Genomic DNA, 19,584 nt, shown 5'->3' with positions numbered 1-19,584 from the left:
GCCTTATCCGGCCTACGGTTTTATCGTTCTTTGTGCCTCCGGGCAAAACACGTGAGCAATTTGCATGTCTAAATCCGTACAGAGCAACAGCGCGATCCTCGTTCACTTCACCCTGAAACTGGATGATGGCTCAACGGCGGAATCTACCCGCAATAACGGCAAGCCAGCCCTGTTCCGTCTTGGCGATACCTCGCTTTCCGAAGGTCTGGAGCAGCAGCTTCTGGGGTTGAAAGAAGGGGAAAAGAAAGCGTTTTCGCTGGAGCCTGACGCCGCGTTTGGCGTCCCCAGTCCGGACTTGATCCAGTATTTCTCGCGCCGTGAGTTTATGGCGGCGGGCGAACCGGAAGTCGGGGCGATTATGCTTTTTACCGCAATGGATGGCAGCGAAATGCCTGGCGTGATTCGCGAAATCAACGGCGACTCGATTACCGTTGATTTTAACCATCCGCTGGCCGGGCATACCGTTCACTTTGATATTGAAGTGCTGGAAATCGATCCGGCGCTGGAGGCATAAACATGCAGATCCTGTTGGCCAACCCACGCGGTTTTTGCGCTGGGGTAGACCGCGCTATCAGCATTGTTGAAAATGCGCTCGCCATTTACGGCGCGCCAATTTACGTTCGGCACGAAGTCGTGCATAACCGCTATGTAGTGGACAGCCTGCGCCAGCGCGGGGCGATCTTTATAGAGCAAATTAGCGAAGTGCCGGATGGCGCCATTCTGATCTTCTCCGCTCATGGGGTTTCCCAGGCGGTGCGTAACGAGGCGAAAAGCCGCGATCTTACCGTTTTTGACGCCACCTGCCCGCTGGTGACGAAAGTCCATATGGAAGTGGCGCGCGCCAGCCGTCGCGGTGAAGAATCTATTCTCATCGGCCACGCCGGGCACCCGGAAGTGGAAGGCACCATGGGTCAGTACAGCAACCCGGAAGGGGGGATGTACCTGGTTGAGTCGCCAGAGGACGTCTGGACGCTGAATGTCAAAAATGAAGGCAAGCTCTCCTTCATGACGCAAACCACGCTTTCCGTGGACGATACGTCCGATGTGATTGATGCGCTGCGTAAACGCTTTCCGAAAATCGTCGGCCCGCGCAAAGACGATATTTGCTATGCCACTACTAATCGTCAGGAAGCAGTGCGGGCGCTGGCGGAGCAGGCTGACGTGGTGCTGGTGGTCGGCTCGAAAAACTCTTCTAACTCTAACCGGCTGGCGGAACTGGCCCAACGGATGGGAAGAACCGCGTTTCTTATCGACGATGCGGCGGATATCCAGGAGGCGTGGGTGAAAGAAGCCGCCTGCGTCGGCGTCACCGCTGGCGCTTCCGCGCCGGATATTCTGGTGCAGAATGTTATTGCGCGTCTGCGCGAGTTTGGCGGCGGCGAAGCTGTCACGCTTGAGGGGCGCGAAGAAAATATTGTTTTCGAAGTGCCGAAAGAGCTGCGTGTGGATGTTCGTGAGGTCGAATAAGATTTCATAATTCAGAAATCTGCCTGATGACGCTACGTTGACCAGATCTTAAGAATTTCTTTTGATATTCAATGTGCGACAGGAAGAATAAGGCGTAGTCGTCATCCGTTGCTAATGCCCCACCTTTTTGCTATTCATCTGAAAAACCAGCACAATCGTTGCTGGTTTTTGGGTTGTAATGCCTACAGGGATAAGGGAAATGGGCAAAATAAAATATGGATTGGCAACGTTACTCGCCATCGGCTTTTGGATGGACGCAACAAGCGCCACGGTGCTGGAGCTACCCGCCTGGGAGCGAAACTATACCGGGACTATCGCGGGGAAACCGGTAAACGTTAATATCACGCGATTTGGTAACACGCTTTATGGGTATTACTGCTATGAACCTTGCAATCAGCACAAGGCAGTGATTGTTCTACGCGGCTCACTCCAGGATAAAGAGGTGCATCTTGAAGAACGCGTGAAGGCGCTTTCGGGTTACTGGAATGCGGAAATCTCCAGCAGTGAGATTAAAGGCGAATGGACGTCCGCAGATAAAAAACGACATTTTCCTGTTGCCCTTATCTACCTCAAACCTAAAAGCTCCCCTGATATTGTGCTGGTCACGAACACGAATGATGCAGGGGGTTACGACCCTTCCAAAGAGATTGATTGCGGCAATACGCCGGCCATTTCGGCGATAAAATTATACCGTGATGGTAAACTCATACAGACCTTAGATACCGCCTCGGTGGGCACTTGTAGCCCGTTTATGCCTCAATGGGGGGATGTCAATTTTGATGGCTACCCGGATCTATCGATTGTAACAGAGCTACTTGCAGGGCCGGATGCTCCAGTACAAACATGGCTCTATGACCCCGCCAAACAGCGTTATGTTGATGCGCCAGCGTCTTATCAGGAAATCACTTCACCAGAGATCGATGCTGAACATAAACAGATTGTCAGCTATTGGCGCGGCGGTTGCTGCAGCCATGGCGTCAATGTGTATCGCTGGAAAGGAAAAACGATTGAACTGATCGATCGCGGTGAAAGCTACTTTCAGCCTGTGATAAGTAAAGGCAAAATGTATAACTGCTACATGACACCTTCCTACGCTGATGGGCGTATTATTTATCCGCTAGTACGTAAAAATGGTCATTTGACGCCGCCTCTTAGCCTTGATGGGACGTGTCAATCTTTTTGGCTAACCGGTAATGTTCGTACCGTGATTCAGGCAGAAAAACCCGGCGCTGAGCCCGAATCGCTTGAGATTCAGTGGCAGGAAAACAAAGCATCGCCAGGGCGTTTTTGCCCATTAGTTCCGTTTGTCGAAGGTGATAAGCTAAGTCCGCGTCTGGTGACGGATGACGATGTGCCTGATGCCTGTATCAGTCGCGCTGAGTATGAAGATATAAAACAATAGGTCAGGAGAGCATTAATGACAGCATCCCTACACATTATTCTTGATACCGATCCGGGCATTGATGACGCGGCTGCGATTGCCGCTGCGCTGTTCGCCCCCCAGCTTGATCTGCAACTAATAACCACCGTCGCAGGCAATGTTTCCGTTGAAAAAACGACCCGTAATGCGTTGCAGCTTCTGCATTTCTGGGACGCCGATGTGCCACTTGCACAAGGGGCCGCGACGCCGCTGCTGCGTCCGTTACGCGATGCGGCATACGTCCACGGCGAATCCGGCATGGAAGGCTATGATTTTGTCGACCATCAGCGCCAACCGTTGGCGAAGCCTGCGTTTATCGCTATCCGGGATGTGTTGATGAACGCCCCGGAGCCCATGACATTGGTGGCGATTGGGCCATTGACCAATATTGCGTTGCTACTGATGCACTATCCGGAGTGTGCGTGTAACATTCGCCGCCTGGTGTTGATGGGCGGTTCCGCAGGGCGCGGCAATTTTACGCCTAATGCTGAATTTAACATTGCTGTCGATCCGGAGGCCGCGGCGCTGGTGTTCCGCAGCGGTCTGGAGATTGTGATGTGTGGGCTGGACGTCACGAATCAGGCAATGCTCTCGCCAGATTTTCTGAATAAACTGCCCGCGCTGAATCGCACCGGTAAGATGTTGCACAGCCTGTTCAACCATTATCGCAGCGGTAGTATGCGCACTGGCGTCCGGATGCACGATCTCTGCGCGATCGCCTGGCTGGTGCGTCCGGAGCTTTTTACCCTGCAATCCTGTTTTGTGGCCGTAGAAACGCAGGGGCAATATACCGCCGGTACCACGGTGGTAGATATTGAAGGGCGTCTTGGGCAGCCCGCCAACGCGCAGGTGGCGCTGGCGCTGGATGTGGACGGTTTTCGTCAGTGGGTGGCTGAGGTGTTTGCCTGTGCGCCGTAATTACATGTTGGCGCCATAATCTCATACTTTGCCGCGATAGAGTCTCTCCGGCCTGCCCACTTTCCCGTAGCTGATCTCCGCTTCGAGAAAGTTATTTTTCACGCCTTGTTCAAGATAGCGTCGGGCAGTGGTTTTACTGCTGCCCAGAATTTGCGCCAGAGTGTCTGCTGTATGTACTGCCTGCGGGTCGGCGAATATTTGTCGTACCCGGTTGAAGGTGTTTTCATCAATTCCCCGCAGTCCGCTATTCGGTTCTGCGGTTTGTTCTTTGGCCTGGATATTAAATAAGGCATCAACGTGCGTCTGGTTTGCCTGCTCACTGGAACGTAACGAACTGCGGTAACGGGTGAACCGCTCCAGGGTATGCTGCAGGCGCTGATAATGTACCGGCTTAATCAGATAATCGAATACGCCCATGCGTAAGGCATCGCTGATGGTATCCATATGATTGTCGGCGGTAATGAAAATAATTCGCCCCGTGTAGTTGGTGCTGATGGTATGACGAATTAAATCGATCCCTTTGCCATCGGGTAAAAAATTATCCAATAGAATTAACTGTGGTTGATAGAGGCGTATTTGCTTCTTTGCACTTTCCAGTTTGTCTGCGATGCCGACGATTGAAAACTGGGGAAAAAGCTTGATGGTATCCACCAGGATTTCCGCTAGCATCGGTTCGTCTTCAACGATGAGTGTCGTAATGCTATCCATGTTATTCTTCTCTGGTAAAAGGGATATAGAGGGTAAAAATGGTGCCAAAAGGATTATTGTTATCGACGATAATGTCGCCATTGGCCTGCTTGACGTAGCTGTGCACCAACCATAATCCAATTCCGTGATCGCCGTTGTTGTGGGTGGTCACTCCACGCTCGAAAATATGCTGGCGGATATTTTCGTCAATACCACATCCCTGATCGGCAACTTCAATAATGACTTCATTACCTTCGCTATTGATCAGGCACTCAATCTGTCGCGAGCCTTCGCTATTGAGCAGGGTGGCGTTATAGGCGTTGTCCAATAAATTGCCAACAATCGAAATCCATTCATTATGCGAGAGCGATGACGGCAGGTGTTCAACAAAGCTTGAAGGATCGAAAATCAGCTCCAGCCCCAGCTCTTTTGCCCGATAATATTTACCGATTAATAGCCCCGCAAGGTGGTGGTCGCGGAAATTATGGGAAATAAAATCGAGTACTTTCTGGTGGCTTTCCGACTGCTGCTGAATCAGCGCCAGCGCATTATCGTAGCGCTTCAGGAACAGCAGTCCGGCAATGGTGGAAATAAGGTTGCGATGCTCATGCTGCACGGCGCGCAGGTTATCGGCGTATTGCCGCACCTGACTTAACTGCAGGCTGAGTGTATTGATATCGTCTTTGTTGCGAAAGCTAATAACCCAGCCCTGAGGCTGGTTGTCAATAATGACCGCCATGCGACTGGCGATGACTTTCATTTGGTTAAAGGTGACGATCTCATCTTTTTTGTTTTTTTGCGGCGCATCGTAAAAGAAGGCCTCCGGCAACACGACATGGTGGATTGCATAGCCAATGAGTTCAGACTCCGGTTGGCTCAGATTCAGTAAGCGGCGAGCCGTTTGGTTAATGGCGGTAATACGGTGATGGGAGTCAATGGCGATCAACCCTTCAAATACCGACTCAAACAACACGCTTTGCTGAATTAATAGTTGTGAAAGCTGCTGCGGCTCCATGTTAAGCATCTGCTTTTTAATATGCAGCGAGAAGCGGCGGGCGCAGTACAACAGTACCAGCAGCAGTAACGCCATCGGGAACAGCAACGAGCTGATTTGTAAGTTAAGCCAGCTCTCCAACTGTTCCAGAGTATAGCCGACGGAAACAATACCGATGACTTTACCGGTACTGTCCTGAATCGGGGATTTACCACGTAAGGAAGAGCCTAATGAACCTTTGCGCACCGATACGTAGCTTTTAGCGTTATACAGCGCGTCGTCGCTATCACCGCCCTCCATATATTTGCCGATCTCATCCGGGTTGACGTGATACAGTCGCTGACCTTTTTCGTTGCCAACGGTAATGTAAGTCGCGTCCGAAAACGAGCGCATTGGGTCAATCAGCGCTTTGATGCGTGACAAATCATGCGCCTCTACGGCTTCAACTAATTCTGGCATAGCGGATATTTGCATTGCCTGAATAAGCGCACGTTGGCCCACCTGATAATGCAGGCGTTCTTTCGTGATATCGGTCAGATACCAGGTGATTGCCAGCATCACGATGGTGGATGTAAACAGGATCAGTAGAAATATCCGGTTTTGAAACGAGCGTCTGGCAAACCAGCGTGTAATTTCCCGTATAAACATATTGGTATTTAGATATTTAATTACGGTATTTTCTTGCATTCGGCATCACCGGAACCTGAACCAGTTCATACTTACTTTTCTTTCAGAAAAAATTTGGATGAAAATGGGATACGACATGCGTATCCCATCCACTATTACATCGCCAGCACGTACTTCAGCATCACGCCCGCCGCAATGGCCGAACCGATAACCCCCGCCACGTTCGGCCCCATCGCGTGCATCAGCAGGAAGTTCTGCGCGTCTGATTCCAGCCCCACTTTGTTCGATACGCGGGCCGCCATCGGCACCGCCGACACCCCCGCCGAACCGATAAGCGGGTTGATTTTGTTTTTACTGCACAGGTTCAGCAGCTTCGCCATCAGCACCCCGGCCGCCGTCCCGATACCAAAGGCAATCACCCCCAGCACCAGGATGCCCAGCGTCTGCGGCTGCAGGAACTTGTCCGCCACCAGCTTTGCCCCCACCGATAATCCGAGGAAGATGGTCACGATATTTATCAGCCCGTTCTGCACCGTATCGCTTAACCGCTCCACCACGCCGCTCTCGCGCATCAGGTTGCCGAAGCAGAACATCCCCAGCAGCGGCGCCGCGTCCGGCAGCAGCAGCGCCACCAGCAGCAACAGCACAGCCGGGAACAGAATCTTCTCCCGCTTGCTCACCGTGCGCAGCTGCACCATGCGGATTTTCCGCTCCTTCTCCGTGGTCAGCGCCTTCATAATCGGCGGCTGGATTAACGGCACCAGCGCCATATACGAGTACGCCGCCACCGCGATGGCCCCCAGCAGCTCCGGCGCCAGCTTGCCCGACAGGTAAATCGCCGTCGGGCCGTCCGCGCCGCCGATGATGCCGATGGCCGCCGCCTGCGGCAGGGTGAAGCTGATGAGGCCGAAGTAGTTCAGCGTCAGCGCCCCCAGCACCGTGGCGAAGATACCGAACTGCGCCGCCGCCCCCAGCAGCAGGGTGCGCGGGTTGGCCAGCAGCGGGCCGAAGTCGGTCATCGCCCCGACGCCCATAAAGATGACCAGCGGCGCAATGCCCGAGCCGATGGCGACCTTATAGAAAATCGCCAGCACCCCGGCGGAGTAGCCCATATCCACGGCGAGGTCTTCCATCTGCCCCTGCACCGACGGCAGCGCCAGCGCTAACGCCTCCTTGATGGCGTGGACGTCCGGCGTACAGTTGAGCTTCGCGGCAATCACCGCCAGCTGCCCGGCGTCGTGGTGGGCCAGCAGGCTCTCCAGGGCGGTCAGCGCCAGCCCGGCCTCCGGGATATTCGACAGCAGCCCGCCGAAGCCAATCGGCAGCAGCAGCAGCGGCTCGAACTTCTTCGCAATCGCCAGCCACAGCAGCAGCAGGCTCACCAGCAGCATGATGGCCTGGCAGATGCCGAGGTGCATCAGGCCCATCCCCTGAATCAGGGCGTTCAGACTTTCCATTTCCGCTCCTCGTCCTTACGCCAGCGTCATCAGGGTGTCGCCCACGGAGACCGCGTCGCCGGACTTCACCGCAATACCGCGCACGGTCCCGGCCTGCGCGGCGCGGATTTCGGTTTCCATCTTCATGGCTTCCAGAATCAGCAGCACATCGCCTTCGGCCACCGTCTGGCCCTCAGTGGCAATCACCTTCCAGATGTTGCCCGCCAGCGGGGCGGTGACCGGGGTGCCTGCACCTGCCGGGGCCGTCGCCGGAGCAGAAGAGGCAGCAGGAACGGCTGCGGTCAGCTGGCTGATATCGCCGCCGTCGCTGACCTTCACCACAAAGGCCTTACCTTCCACTTCCACGGTATAGACGCCGGAGGCAGCGGCTTTTGCCGGGGCAGCAGCAGGTCTGGCTTCTTCCGCCTGCGGTACCGGCTCAAATGCCGCCGGGTTGTTACGGTTCTCAAGGAACTTCAGGCCGATTTGCGGGAACAGCGCCACGGTCAGCACGTCGTCGATGGCGTTTTCCGCAAGCGTGATGCCCTTCTCCTGCGCCTGGCGCCTGACGTCCGCTTCCAGTTCAGCCAGCTCCGGCTTCAGTAAATCCGCCGGGCGGCAGGTCACCGGTTCAGCCCCTTCCAGTACCCGCGCCTGTAGCGCGGTATTCACCGGCGCTGGCGTGTGGCCGTATTCGCCTTTCAGTATCCCGGCGGTTTCCTTCGCAATGGTCTTGTAGCGCTCGCCGGTCAGGACGTTGAGCACCGCCTGGGTGCCGACAATCTGTGAGGTGGGGGTCACCAGCGGGATAAAGCCGAGGTCCTCGCGCACGCGGGGGATTTCCGCCAGCACCTGGTCCAGCCTGTCCGCCGCGTTCTGCTGCTTCAGCTGGCTTTCGAGGTTGGTCAGCATTCCGCCCGGTACCTGGGCCACCAGAATACGGCTGTCGTAGCCCTTCAGCTGGCCTTCAAAGGCGTGGTATTTTTTGCGCACCTCGCGGAAGTACGCGGCGATGTTTTCCAGTTTCAGGATATCCAGCCCGGTGTCGTGCTCAGTACCTGCCAACGTCGCCACCAGCGCTTCGGTGGCCGGGTGGCCGTAGGTGGCGCTCATGGAGGAAATCGCCGTGTCGACGCCGTCGACGCCCGCCTCGATAGCCTTCAGCAGGGCCATCTCCGCCATCCCGGTGGTGGCGTGACAGTGCAGGTGCAGGCGCACCTCAAAACGTTTTTTGATTTCGCTGACCAGCTCATACGCCGCCATCGGTGTGAGAATGCCGGACATATCCTTGATGGCAATCGAGTCAACGCCGGTTTCCAGCAGTTGCTCCGTTAAATCCAGCCAGGTCTGCAGGGTGTGCGCCGGGCTGGTGGTGTAACTCAGGGTCCCCTGGGCGTGCGCGCCGTGGCTGCGCACCGCCTGTAATGCGGCTTTCATATTACGCGGGTCGTTCATGGCATCGAAGACGCGGAACACATCCATGCCGTTTTTCACCGCGCGTTCGACGAAGCGCTCCACCACGTCATCGGCGTAGTGGCGGTAGCCGAGCAGGTTCTGGCCGCGCAGCAGCATCTGCAGCGGGGTTTTGGGCATGGCCTTTTTAAGCTCGCGCAGGCGCAGCCACGGGTCTTCGCCGAGGAAACGGATGCAGGCGTCAAAGGTGGCGCCGCCCCAGCACTCCAGCGAGCCGTAGCCCACGTCATCAAGCTGGGCGGCAATCGGCAGCATGTCGTCAAGGCGCAGGCGGGTGGCGAACAGAGACTGGTGAGCGTCGCGCAGGACAACATCGGTAATGGCAATGGTCATGGATTCCTCCGTAAATTAAGGGTTAAGGCGGCGATGGTGGTGGATAGCGGCGGCAATCACCGGCTTTAAGCGGGTGAAGTCGTCCACGACGGGAACGGCGCGCGGTGCGGGCGCGGCGACGGGTTCCGGGAAGAAGCGAGTAATCACGGCGGACATGCCGCGGATGGCAAAGATGAGCAGGAACAGAAAGCTCAGTACGAACCCCATCCCTAAAAACATCAGGGTGAAACCTTCACCCAGTAGTACAGCTTCATTCATGAATCATTTTCCATAATGAGAGGCACGACGGTGGCCTTGACGACAACCTTCCTGGTGAATCCGGCTAAGGAGTAGAGTGGATTTCCCTTGGCCACCTCTGGCTTTGGCCTCTACTTTTCTCCAGGTCGTTTGCGGCAAAGACACCGCCGTGCGTTTTTTTACACCATCATGCTGAACACGATGCTGGCGATAACCAGCACAATACCGCCGCCCAGACGAGAGGAAATTTGTGCATATGAAATGAGGTTCATACGGTTACAGGCGGAGAGCACTTCCAGATCGCCGGAGCCGCCGCGGTTGGCCATACAAAGACCCGCAGTAATGGATGATTCAATCGGGTAGAAGCCAATCAACCAGCCCCCGACAGCCGCGCCGACGACTGCGCCGACCACAATGATTGCGGCGATAACGACGTTCGCGAACGTCAGGGCATCGATGATCTCTTGCAGATCGGTGTAGCAAACACCCACACCTACCATCAACACCCACAGCAGTTGTTTGGAGAAGAAGTCAGAAAGACGTTTCGCCCCGGCTTTAATCTCCGGTGAGCAAAGACCTGATGCGTTCAGCGCAGCAACAATCAGGACCATCCAGGCGAAGTAGTGAATAGAGACGCCGCCGATGCTTGGCAGAATTTTTTTGGCAACGACATAGGCCAGCAGGAAGCAGGTGGTGGATAGCACCATGCCAACCGCCGTTTCACGATGGGTAATCTGACCGGCCTTTTCATCATCTTCGGTTTTGAAGGAAGCCTTACGAACCAATTCACCTTCACCGCTAAGCCAGGTGTATTTTTTGCCTATCATATCGAGGAGGGCGGCGAAAATAATGGCGAAGATATTCGCAATGGTCAGAATAGCAATAGCCGTTGAGTAATACTCTTCGCGAGAACGTCCGGTAACCGAGTGATAAATTTCAGACAGAGGCACGGCGCCCGCGCCGTTACCACCGCCCATAATCGGCAGAACGTACAGCATCATGATACGGTCGACCGGGATACCGAAGCACAGACCAATGACGATACCGAAAAGGGACGCGCCGACAATCCCGGCGAGGATGGTTGGGATATAGCCCAGCAGTGATTTTAATAGCAGCTTACGGTTTACCGACAGGATCGCGCCTGTGATCAACACTGCGATAAACAGGTTAAGGAAGTTGCTTTTATCCATTACGTTGCTGATCGCATCAATTTCTTTCTGCGTAAATATGCCAGCATAGACAAAATAAGCTGCAACCAGAAATATCATAACCGGTGCGCCGCCAATATATTTATTGAAGATCGGTAAACGTTTGCCGATTTCACCAAAAATGGCCCCCATCACAAACATAAGGGCAAAGCCACCAACTAAGTCAGTAGGTATAGCATTATAAAAATGAGAAAGTAATAAAGTAATTAATGCAAAAACATAAAGCGGTAGCGGCATACCAAAGATTTTGAATCTGAGTAAATCGCTAGCCCCCTTTTTCTCCGTCGCCGAAGCTTGGGTCATGTTGGTCATAAACATTTTCCTGTGTATTGATGGGTAACAAGACCCGCGCATACTAATAAATTCAATGAACCGTGAGATGTGACTATCTTCACTGAATGGTTGTGTTTTTAATTAATTTAATTATTTTTATTAACTCTGGTTAATTAAGGAAATAAAAACCATAAAGCTTATAAAAGCAAGGGGGAAAGTGTGATGTCTATTCCAGACGAGTAATACAAACGCTGGCGAAATATGCGACGTTATTTGCTGACGGATGCAGAATAGAGTGAATCTAATATTTAAACGCATTTATTTGCAAAAGGATGTATTGCGTCGCGAGTCGGTCGCCATGTTTCTGGAGGGCGTGGGACTCGCCCTGGAAGATGATTGTGAAATCGCGGTATGCGCATATTGGCAGGGTGAGATAGTTGGATGCGGCTCGCTGGCCGGAAACGTACTGAAATGCATCGCCGTTTCCCCGGTTTTACAAGGGGAAGGGCTCAGCCTCAAATTGCTGACTGAGCTGCTTACATTGGCCTACGAGTTAAACCGCAGCGAGCTTTTCCTGTTCACTAAGCCGCAAAATCGGTTGCTGTTTTCTGGCGCGGGGTTTTGGCCCATTGCGCAGGCAGGTGAGCTGGCGGTGTTAATGGAGAACAGCAGTGAACGGTTAGCGCGCTTTTGTCGCCAACTGGCGCTTTATCGTCAACCGGGAAAAACGATCGGCGCCATCGTCATGAACGCCAATCCGTTTACATTGGGCCACCGTTATCTGGTGGAGCAAGCAGCGGCAGCCTGTGACTGGCTGCATCTGTTTGTGGTCAAAGAAGATGCTTCATTTTTTTCCTATACCGACCGTTGGGCGCTGATCGAACAAGGAATCGCGGGCATTGACAACGTCACGTTGCATTCCGGCTCCGCTTATATGATCTCGCGTGCGACGTTTCCCGGCTATTTCCTCAAAGAAAAAGGGGTTGTGGACGACTGCCATTGCCAGATCGATCTGCAACTCTTCCGTGAACATCTGGCTCCAGCGCTGGGGATTACCCATCGTTTTGTCGGCAGTGAACCGTTTTGTCCGCTGACCTGTGCCTATAACCAGCGAATGCACGACATTTTACACGATCCGAAGCGCAGCGGCCCGGTTATTGAGGTCGTCGAGCTGGCGCGGGTAGAGAAAAACGGCGTGGCTATTTCCGCCTCTCGCGTCAGAAAACTGTATAGCGAACGTAATTGGCCGGCGATAAGCGCGCTGGTGCCTGTTGGCACCCTGGCATATCTGCAGCGGCATGCCGCCAGACACACTGAAACCATATGACGTAACACCGTTAACAAGGAACATAACTAATGAAAATCATTAAAGATGCCCTGGCAGGCACGCTGGAATCCAGCGATGTGATGATCAGGATTGGTCCATCCAGCGAGCCAGGAATTCGGCTGGAGCTAGAGAGTCTGGTGAAGCAGCAGTTTGGCGCGGCGATTGAGCAGGTGGTTCGGGAAACGCTGGCGAAACTCGGCGTTGAACGCGCGCTGGTTAGCGTCGATGACAAAGGCGCGCTGGAGTGCATTTTACGCGCCCGAGTGCAGGCGGCGGCGTTACGCGCTGCAGAACAAACGGAAATTCAATGGAGTGCGTTATGAGACCACGTCGCAGTATGTTGTTTATCCCCGGCGCAAATGCGGCCATGTTGAGTACCTCGTTTGTCTATGGTGCGGACGCGGTGATGTTCGACTTAGAAGACGCCGTAGCGTTACGTGAGAAAGATACCGCCCGTCTTTTAGTCCATCACGCGCTTCAACATCCGTTCTATCAGGATGTTGAAAAAGTGGTGCGCATTAATCCACTGAACACGCCGTTCGGTCTGGCCGATCTTGAGGCCGTCGTGCGTGGTGGCGCGGATATCGTGCGTCTGCCGAAAACCGACAGCAAAAACGATGTGCTGGAGCTGGAAGCGCAGGTCGAACGGATCGAACGTGAATGTGGACGTGAGGTCGGCAGTACCAGGCTGATGGCGGCGATCGAATCAGCGAAAGGCGTGGTCAATGCCGTCGACATCGCCACCTCCAGCCCGCGCATGGTGGCAATTGCGCTGGCGGCATTTGATTACGTGATGGATATGGGCACCTGCCGGGGCGATGGCACCGAGCTGTTCTACGCCCGCTGCGCAGTGCTGCATGCGGCGCGCGTTGCGGGTATTGCCGCCTATGATGTTGTTTGGTCGGATATCAATAATGAAGAAGGCTTCCTGAAGGAAGTGCAGTTGGCGAAAGGACTTGGTTTTAACGGTAAGTCCTTAGTGAACCCACGTCAGATTGAGCTGTTACATCAGGCTTATTCTCCGACACGTAAAGAAGTTGAGCATGCGCACGAGGTGATTGCTGCCGCTGAAGAGGCTGAGTCTCGCGGTCTGGGCGTCGTTTCACTCAACGGCAAAATGATTGACGGCCCGATTATCGACCACGCGCGCAAAGTGGTGGCGCTGTCGGCTTCCGGTATTCGTGATTAAGGAAGAAACCATGAAAGAGACTGTAACCATGCTCAACCAGCAATATGTCGTACCGGAAGGATTACAACCCTACCAAGGGGTAACAGTGAACAGCCCGTGGCTTGCCAGTGAAACGGAAAAGCGTCGGCGTAAAATTTGTGACTCGCTTGAAGAGGCTATCCGTCGTTCCGGGCTTAAAAATGGCATGACGATATCCTTCCACCATGCGTTTCGTGGTGGCGACAAAGTTGTCAATATGGTGATGGCGAAACTGGCGGAAATGGGATTCCGCGATCTGACGCTTGCCTCCAGCTCATTAATTGATGCCCACTGGCCGCTTATCGAACACATTAAAAATGGCGTGGTGCGGCAGATTTACACCTCCGGGCTGCGCGGCAAGTTAGGGGAAGAGATCTCCGCTGGACTGATGGAAAACCCGGTACAGATCCACTCTCACGGCGGCCGCGTAAAACTGATTCAGAGCGGTGAGCTGAATATTGATGTCGCTTTCCTCGGCGTGCCGTGCTGCGACGAATTTGGTAATGCTAACGGTTTTAGCGGTAAGTCACGCTGCGGTTCTTTGGGGTATGCGCAGGTTGATGCGCAGTACGCTAAATGTGTGGTGCTCCTGACTGAAGAGTGGGTCGAATTCCCCAATTATCCGGCCAGTATTGCGCAGGATCAGGTTGATTTGATCGTACAGGTGGACGAAGTTGGGGATCCGGAAAAAATTACCGCGGGCGCGATTCGTCTGTCCAGCAACCCGCGTGAACTGTTGATCGCCCGGCAGGCGGCCAATGTGATCGAACACTCAGGTTATTTTTGTGACGGTTTCTCGCTGCAAACCGGCACCGGTGGCGCTTCTCTGGCGGTCACCCGTTTCCTGGAAGACAAAATGCGTCGCCACAACATTACGGCGAGTTTTGGCCTGGGCGGGATCACCGGCACGATGGTGGATCTGCATGAGAAAGGGTTGATCAAAGCGCTGCTGGATACGCAATCATTCGATGGCGATGCCGCCCGTTCGCTGGCGCAGAACCCGCATCATATTGAAATTTCAACCAATCAATACGCGAACCCCGCCTCTAAAGGCGCGGCATGCGAACGCCTGAATGTGGTGATGCTGAGCGCACTGGAAATTGACGTGAATTTCAACGTTAACGTGATGACCGGTTCAAACGGCGTACTGCGTGGCGCATCGGGCGGCCATAGCGACACTGCGGCAGGTGCGGATCTGACCATTATCACTGCGCCGCTGGTGCGCGGGCGTATTCCTTGCGTGGTAGAAAAAGTGCTGACTACCGTCACGCCAGGGGCAAGCGTTGATGTGCTGGTTACCGACCATGGTATTGCGGTGAACCCTGCGCGTCAGGATCTGCTTGATAACCTGCGTGCTGCAGGTGTGGCGCTGATGACCATCGAACAACTGCAACAGCGCGCCGAGCAACTGACCGGTAAACCGCAGCCGATTGAGTTTACCGATCGGGTGGTGGCTGTGGTGCGTTATCGCGACGGTTCAGTGATTGACGTGATTCGCCAGGTTAAAGGCTGATGAAGGGCACAGACCTGCTGTACCAGGGCCAGGCAGTTACGCTGGAGGAGATGCTACAAGCGCGCGATAAACGTGCCGCCAGGCAGCGTCAGGCGTTGAACTGCTATCGGCTACCGTTGATTTCCCTCACGCTGGTTGCACCGGGCGCCGTTAAAAACTCAGCGGTCTGGCGGCGTGTCGCCGATTACGCAATTGCCGAAATACTGGCGCTTTGCGAACAGAAGGAGTGGGTCAACGTCTGGGAAATGCAGGTAAATGAACGCAGCGGCCCGGAATGGATGGCAGCGGTCTGTGCGCCGGCAATGGCGTTGAAACAGCACATGTCGACACTGGAGATGAGCCATCCGTTAGGGCGGCTTTGGGACATCGACATTATTGATAGCGACGGTAAGTCGCTATCACGCCGTGAACTCGGGCATCCTGCCCGGCCATGTTTGATATGCCAGCAGGATGCTCATCTCTGTGCCCGGGGCAAGCATCACACCCTTGACCTTTTGTTGGATGAAATTGCACGAAGGATTGAATGCTATGAACGTGAGCGTTGTGACTGAACGGCGTACGCCAGCGTACTCATCGCTGGCGGCTGGCGAACTTAATGGGTTGGTTGCAAGAGCGCTGCTGACGGAAGCCAGGCTGACACCAAAACCCGGTCTGGTCGATATTCGTAATTCGGGAGCGCATAGGGATATGGATCTGGCGGCATTTGAACGTAGTACTACCGCCATTGCTCCGTGGATGGAAAAGTTTTTTATCATGGGCAACAACACGGCGGCGCTGGCGGCAGAAAATGTCCTGGTGATGCTGCGTCCGCTGGGGATGGCCTGTGAGAACGATATGCTACAGGCGACCAATGGTGTGAATACCCATCGCGGGGCGATTTTCGCTTTTGGCCTGCTGAGCGCAGCGATTGGCCGACTTCTCGCGCGGGGAGAACCGTTGGAGCAAAATCGTATCTGCGACCAGGTTGCCCGCCTGAGTCGGAATATTGTTGCCCACGAGCTCTCAGCAAAAAAAGCGGGAAAACTGACAAAGAGTGAAACCCATTTCCAGTGTTATGGCCTGTCGGGCGCGCGGGGAGAAGCGGAAAGCGGTTTTCGAACCGTCAGAACGCAGGCTTTGCCGGTGTTTAACCGGGTCGTGCAGGAGCATGACGATACCCATCTTGCCCTGCTGCAAACATTGTTGCATCTGATGGCGTGGAATGATGATACCAATCTGGTGTCACGGGGAGGCCTGGAAGGGCTTTACTACGTGCAGCAGCAGGCACAAAAATTGTTGTGGCAAGGGGGCGTATTGGTTGAGGGGGGCATTGAAGCGATGCAGTCCCTCGATGATGAACTCATCCTGCGTAACTTAAGCCCTGGCGGTAGCGCGGATTTACTGGCAGTGACCTGGTTTTTAAGTCATTTTCCTGCCGGTTCCCTCTATCCTGAGTAAGTTTCTCTTCTTTCATTCTCTCCAGCAATGATTCATCCTGCGGGATGAATCATGTCTTTTACTGATATCGCTCCCTGTTTATCATTAATTTCTAATTATCGGCGATTTTAGATGGCGGCCTCCGGGCGCGCTGGTTACTCTGAAAACGGTTTACGCAATTTTTACAAAAGAGAATAGCTATGCATGAAGCACAAATCCGCGTCGCCATTGCCGGCGCCGGTGGCCGCATGGGACGGCAGTTAATCCAGGCCGCCATGGCGATGGAAGGTGTTCAGCTGGGTGCCGCGCTGGAGCGCGAAGGCTCTTCCTTGCTGGGCAGCGATGCTGGCGAACTGGCGGGGGTGGGAAAGTCCGGCGTGATCGTTCAAAGCAGCCTTGAGGCGGTAAAAGATGATTTTGACGTTTTCATCGATTTTACCCGTCCGGAAGGCACGTTGACGCATCTGGCGTTTTGCCGCCAGCATGGTAAAGGGATGGTGATTGGTACTACCGGCTTTGACGACGCCGGTAAACAAGCCATTCGCGAGGCGTCACAAGAGATTGCGATCGTTTTCGCCGCAAACTTTAGCGTCGGCGTTAACGTCATGCTCAAGCTGCTGGAGAAAGCCGCGAAGGTAATGGGCGACTATAGCGATATTGAAATTATTGAAGCGCACCACCGCCATAAAGTGGATGCACCGTCGGGTACGGCGCTGGCAATGGGCGAGGCAATCGCCGGGGCGCTGGATAAAAATCTGAAGGACTGCGCGGTCTACTCGCGTGAAGGTTATACCGGCGAGCGCGTACCGGGCACGATTGGCTTTGCGACCGTTCGGGCGGGCGACATCGTCGGCGAACATACCGCGATGTTTGCCGATATTGGCGAGCGCGTAGAGATTACGCATAAAGCTTCCAGCCGCATGACGTTTGCAAATGGCGCGTTGCGATCGGCGTTATGGCTAAAAACGAAGAAAAATGGGCTATTTGACATGCGGGATGTGCTGGGGCTGGATGTATTATAGCGACTAAATACCTTCGTGATGTGGTTGTGGTAATCAAGATTAATTGATTACAAAGGGCAATATATTATTGCCCTTTTGTTTTTTGCCCCCCGGTTATTCGGTCAGATAAATAACGCCTTTCGCCATTCATGTTTCGACAGTTTCTTCGCCCACGACATGTTCTGCCGCAGTGGCTTACCGTATGCAAAAGGCACCTCGACCAGACTAATAAGACTGATATCCATCGGAGGGGGAGTGCTGTTCCTCGGGGCATTTTATCTCTTTTACTTCAATGGGTTAGCTTTTTTATGCTGTAGTGAGGCTGGTTGTGTTCCAATCTTATGCGCTAGTCTTAAAGAAAAAGAAGTTGGATCTTTATATCGCGATTGTAATTCTTATTACATTGTCTTAATTTGCTGTTTTTTGTCGATTTTTTGATTTGTTTGATTTGTTTTTTATTTTCATAACAACTTGATTTTTAAATTATTTTTGTCGTTAATTTGCTTTATTTTGAATTTTTATGCATTTAATGGTATTAATGATTATTAAATGAATTTTTATCGTTGTTTTTTGTTGTTTTGATGTGAAATTTGACCATTTGGTCCACTTTTTATCATGCCGGCCAGTTTTTTGCGAACTAAAGGAAGCGCAAGCGTTTTCTATCGTCACTTAGTTGATCTTTTTGCCTCTTAAACAGAATAACTTCCTTATAATGTGCAAAATAACATAAAAAATACCCTCTTTAAGTTGACTTTTATCCGGCTTAACTTCAGAATGCCGCCGTTTGCCAGAAATCCACGGGTAAGCAAATTTGCATTGCTTCATACTGACTGAATGAATTAATATGCAAATAAAGTGAGTGAATATTCTCTGGAGGGTGTTTTGATTAAGTCAGCGCTATTGGTTCTGGAAGACGGAACCCAGTTTCACGGTCGGGCCATTGGGGCAACGGGTTCGGCGGTTGGGGAAGTCGTTTTCAATACTTCAATGACCGGTTATCAAGAAATCCTCACTGATCCTTCCTATTCCCGCCAAATCGTCACTCTTACTTATCCCCATATTGGTAATGTCGGCACCAATGAAGCCGATGAAGAATCTTCTCAGGTTCATGCGCAAGGTTTAGTGATTCGCGATCTGCCGCTGATTGCCAGCAACTTCCGTAACACAGAAGACCTCTCTTCTTACCTCAAACGCCATAACATTGTGGCGATTGCTGATATCGATACCCGCAAGCTGACCCGACTGCTGCGTGAGAAAGGCGCACAGAACGGCTGCATCATTGCAGGCGATAGCCCGGATGCGAAGCTGGCGCTGGAAAAAGCGAAAGCATTTCCTGGACTTAACGGTATGGATTTGGCGAAAGAAGTGACCACGACGGAAACTTACCGCTGGACGCAGGGTAGCTGGACGCTGAAAGACGGTTTACCGGAAGCGAAATTTGAGGATGACCTGCCGTTCCATGTGGTGGCCTATGATTTCGGCGCCAAACGCAACATCCTGCGCATGCTGGTGGATCGCGGCTGCCGCCTGACGGTGGTGCCAGCGCAAACCTCTGCTGAAGAGGTGCTGAAAATGAATCCGGACGGCATCTTCCTGTCGAACGGCCCTGGCGACCCGGCTCCGTGCGACTACGCCATCGAGGCGATTAAGAAATTCCTCCAGACCGACATTCCTGTGTTCGGCATCTGCCTCGGCCATCAGCTGCTGGCGCTGGCGAGCGGTGCGAAGACCGTTAAGATGAAGTTCGGCCATCACGGCGGCAACCATCCGGTAAAAGATATGGACAGAAACGTGGTGATGATCACCGCGCAGAACCACGGCTTTGCGGTTGATGAAGACTCGCTGCCAGCCAACCTGCGCGTAACCCATAAATCCCTGTTCGACGGCACCCTGCAGGGTATTCATCGTACCGACAAACCGGCGTTCAGCTTCCAGGGACACCCAGAAGCGAGCCCCGGCCCGCACGATGCGGCGCCGCTGTTCGACCACTTTATCGAGCTTATTGAGCAATACCGTCAGTCCGCGAAATAATCAGGAGTAATAAGAG

Annotated in this window: 18 protein-coding genes; 12 read left to right on the top strand and 6 right to left on the bottom strand. The window is 53.5% G+C overall.

Annotated features, from left to right (window positions below; genetic code table 11):
• Positions 1 to 64: 64 nt before the first annotated feature.
• From fkpB to rihC, 4 genes are all read left to right on the top strand, one after another.
• Positions 65 to 514 (top strand): FKBP-type peptidyl-prolyl cis-trans isomerase, encoded by a 450-nt coding sequence (gene fkpB / locus EOS98_RS19000; protein ID WP_000047269.1) that lies wholly within the window; start codon positions 65 to 67, stop codon positions 512 to 514.
• Between the two features lie 2 nt (positions 515 to 516).
• Positions 517 to 1,467 (top strand): 4-hydroxy-3-methylbut-2-enyl diphosphate reductase, encoded by a 951-nt coding sequence (gene ispH, locus EOS98_RS18995; RefSeq protein ID WP_001166428.1) that lies wholly within the window; start codon positions 517 to 519, stop codon positions 1,465 to 1,467.
• Between the two features lie 199 nt (positions 1,468 to 1,666).
• Positions 1,667 to 2,869: an XAC2610-related protein gene (locus EOS98_RS18990; RefSeq protein WP_126524297.1), complete on the top strand. Its 1,203-nt coding sequence runs from the start codon at positions 1,667 to 1,669 to the stop codon at positions 2,867 to 2,869.
• Positions 2,870 to 2,884: 15 nt separating this feature from the next.
• Positions 2,885 to 3,805, top strand: coding sequence for a ribonucleoside hydrolase RihC (gene rihC / locus EOS98_RS18985; RefSeq protein ID WP_079842213.1), 921 nt, complete (start codon positions 2,885 to 2,887; stop codon positions 3,803 to 3,805).
• A gap of 21 nt (positions 3,806 to 3,826) precedes the next feature.
• Here rihC and EOS98_RS18980 read toward each other — a convergent pair whose 3' ends face one another.
• The 6 genes from EOS98_RS18980 to citS all read right to left on the bottom strand — a co-directional run bounded on the left by EOS98_RS18980 (position 3,827) and on the right by citS (position 11,112).
• Positions 3,827 to 4,513 carry a response regulator gene (locus tag EOS98_RS18980; RefSeq protein WP_000377415.1) on the bottom strand — a complete coding sequence of 229 codons (687 nt, stop codon included), beginning with the start codon at positions 4,511 to 4,513 and terminating at the stop codon, positions 3,827 to 3,829.
• A 1-nt stretch (position 4,514) separates the two neighbouring features.
• A complete protein-coding gene (locus EOS98_RS18975; RefSeq protein WP_023216942.1) occupies positions 4,515 to 6,134 on the bottom strand; it encodes a sensor histidine kinase in 1,620 nt (539 codons plus the stop codon).
• 134 nt (positions 6,135 to 6,268) lie between these two features.
• Positions 6,269 to 7,570, bottom strand: a complete 1,302-nt coding sequence (locus EOS98_RS18970; RefSeq protein ID WP_126524296.1) for an oxalacetate decarboxylase subunit beta — start codon at positions 7,568 to 7,570, stop codon at positions 6,269 to 6,271.
• Positions 7,571 to 7,585: 15 nt separating this feature from the next.
• The gene (oadA, locus tag EOS98_RS18965) at positions 7,586 to 9,355 is read right to left on the bottom strand and encodes a sodium-extruding oxaloacetate decarboxylase subunit alpha (protein ID WP_126524295.1); all 1,770 of its coding nucleotides are present in this window, start codon (positions 9,353 to 9,355) and stop codon (positions 7,586 to 7,588) included.
• A 15-nt stretch (positions 9,356 to 9,370) separates the two neighbouring features.
• Positions 9,371 to 9,613: an oxaloacetate decarboxylase subunit gamma gene (locus tag EOS98_RS18960; RefSeq protein WP_001538909.1), complete on the bottom strand. Its 243-nt coding sequence runs from the start codon at positions 9,611 to 9,613 to the stop codon at positions 9,371 to 9,373.
• 158 nt (positions 9,614 to 9,771) lie between these two features.
• Positions 9,772 to 11,112 (bottom strand): citrate/sodium symporter CitS, encoded by a 1,341-nt coding sequence (gene citS, locus EOS98_RS18955; RefSeq protein ID WP_058331384.1) that lies wholly within the window; start codon positions 11,110 to 11,112, stop codon positions 9,772 to 9,774.
• Between the two features lie 244 nt (positions 11,113 to 11,356).
• On the opposite strand from citS, the gene citC reads away from it, so the two are divergent.
• From citC to carA, 8 genes are all read left to right on the top strand, one after another.
• On the top strand, positions 11,357 to 12,400 hold the full coding sequence (citC, locus tag EOS98_RS18950) for a [citrate (pro-3S)-lyase] ligase (protein WP_001181445.1): 1,044 nt from the start codon (positions 11,357 to 11,359) through the stop codon (positions 12,398 to 12,400).
• A 29-nt stretch (positions 12,401 to 12,429) separates the two neighbouring features.
• Positions 12,430 to 12,723 carry a citrate lyase acyl carrier protein gene (gene citD / locus EOS98_RS18945; RefSeq protein ID WP_000691461.1) on the top strand — a complete coding sequence of 98 codons (294 nt, stop codon included), beginning with the start codon at positions 12,430 to 12,432 and terminating at the stop codon, positions 12,721 to 12,723.
• Positions 12,720 to 13,589 carry a citrate (pro-3S)-lyase subunit beta gene (gene citE / locus EOS98_RS18940; RefSeq protein ID WP_052932296.1) on the top strand — a complete coding sequence of 290 codons (870 nt, stop codon included), beginning with the start codon at positions 12,720 to 12,722 and terminating at the stop codon, positions 13,587 to 13,589. The genes citD and citE overlap by 4 nt, the downstream gene beginning before the upstream one ends.
• A 10-nt stretch (positions 13,590 to 13,599) precedes the next feature.
• Positions 13,600 to 15,120, top strand: a complete 1,521-nt coding sequence (gene citF / locus EOS98_RS18935) for a citrate lyase subunit alpha (protein WP_126524294.1) — start codon at positions 13,600 to 13,602, stop codon at positions 15,118 to 15,120.
• On the top strand, positions 15,120 to 15,671 hold the full coding sequence (gene citX / locus EOS98_RS18930; RefSeq protein ID WP_000679050.1) for a citrate lyase holo-[acyl-carrier protein] synthase: 552 nt from the start codon (positions 15,120 to 15,122) through the stop codon (positions 15,669 to 15,671). Before citF ends, citX begins: the two co-directional genes overlap by 1 nt.
• Complete coding sequence (gene citG / locus EOS98_RS18925) at positions 15,649 to 16,557, top strand: triphosphoribosyl-dephospho-CoA synthase CitG (RefSeq protein ID WP_001103238.1); 909 nt, start codon at positions 15,649 to 15,651, stop codon at positions 16,555 to 16,557. Before citX ends, citG begins: the two co-directional genes overlap by 23 nt.
• A gap of 179 nt (positions 16,558 to 16,736) precedes the next feature.
• On the top strand, positions 16,737 to 17,558 hold the full coding sequence (gene dapB, locus EOS98_RS18920) for a 4-hydroxy-tetrahydrodipicolinate reductase (protein WP_000544037.1): 822 nt from the start codon (positions 16,737 to 16,739) through the stop codon (positions 17,556 to 17,558).
• Between the two features lie 861 nt (positions 17,559 to 18,419).
• Positions 18,420 to 19,568 carry a glutamine-hydrolyzing carbamoyl-phosphate synthase small subunit gene (gene carA / locus EOS98_RS18910; protein WP_126524293.1) on the top strand — a complete coding sequence of 383 codons (1,149 nt, stop codon included), beginning with the start codon at positions 18,420 to 18,422 and terminating at the stop codon, positions 19,566 to 19,568.
• Positions 19,569 to 19,584 lie beyond the last annotated feature (16 nt).

The sequence above is a fragment of the Salmonella sp. SSDFZ69 genome (genome assembly GCF_004010755.1).
GTDB lineage: Bacteria > Pseudomonadota > Gammaproteobacteria > Enterobacterales > Enterobacteriaceae > Salmonella > Salmonella enterica.
This window is presented reverse-complemented; position numbering and strand designations above follow the sequence as displayed.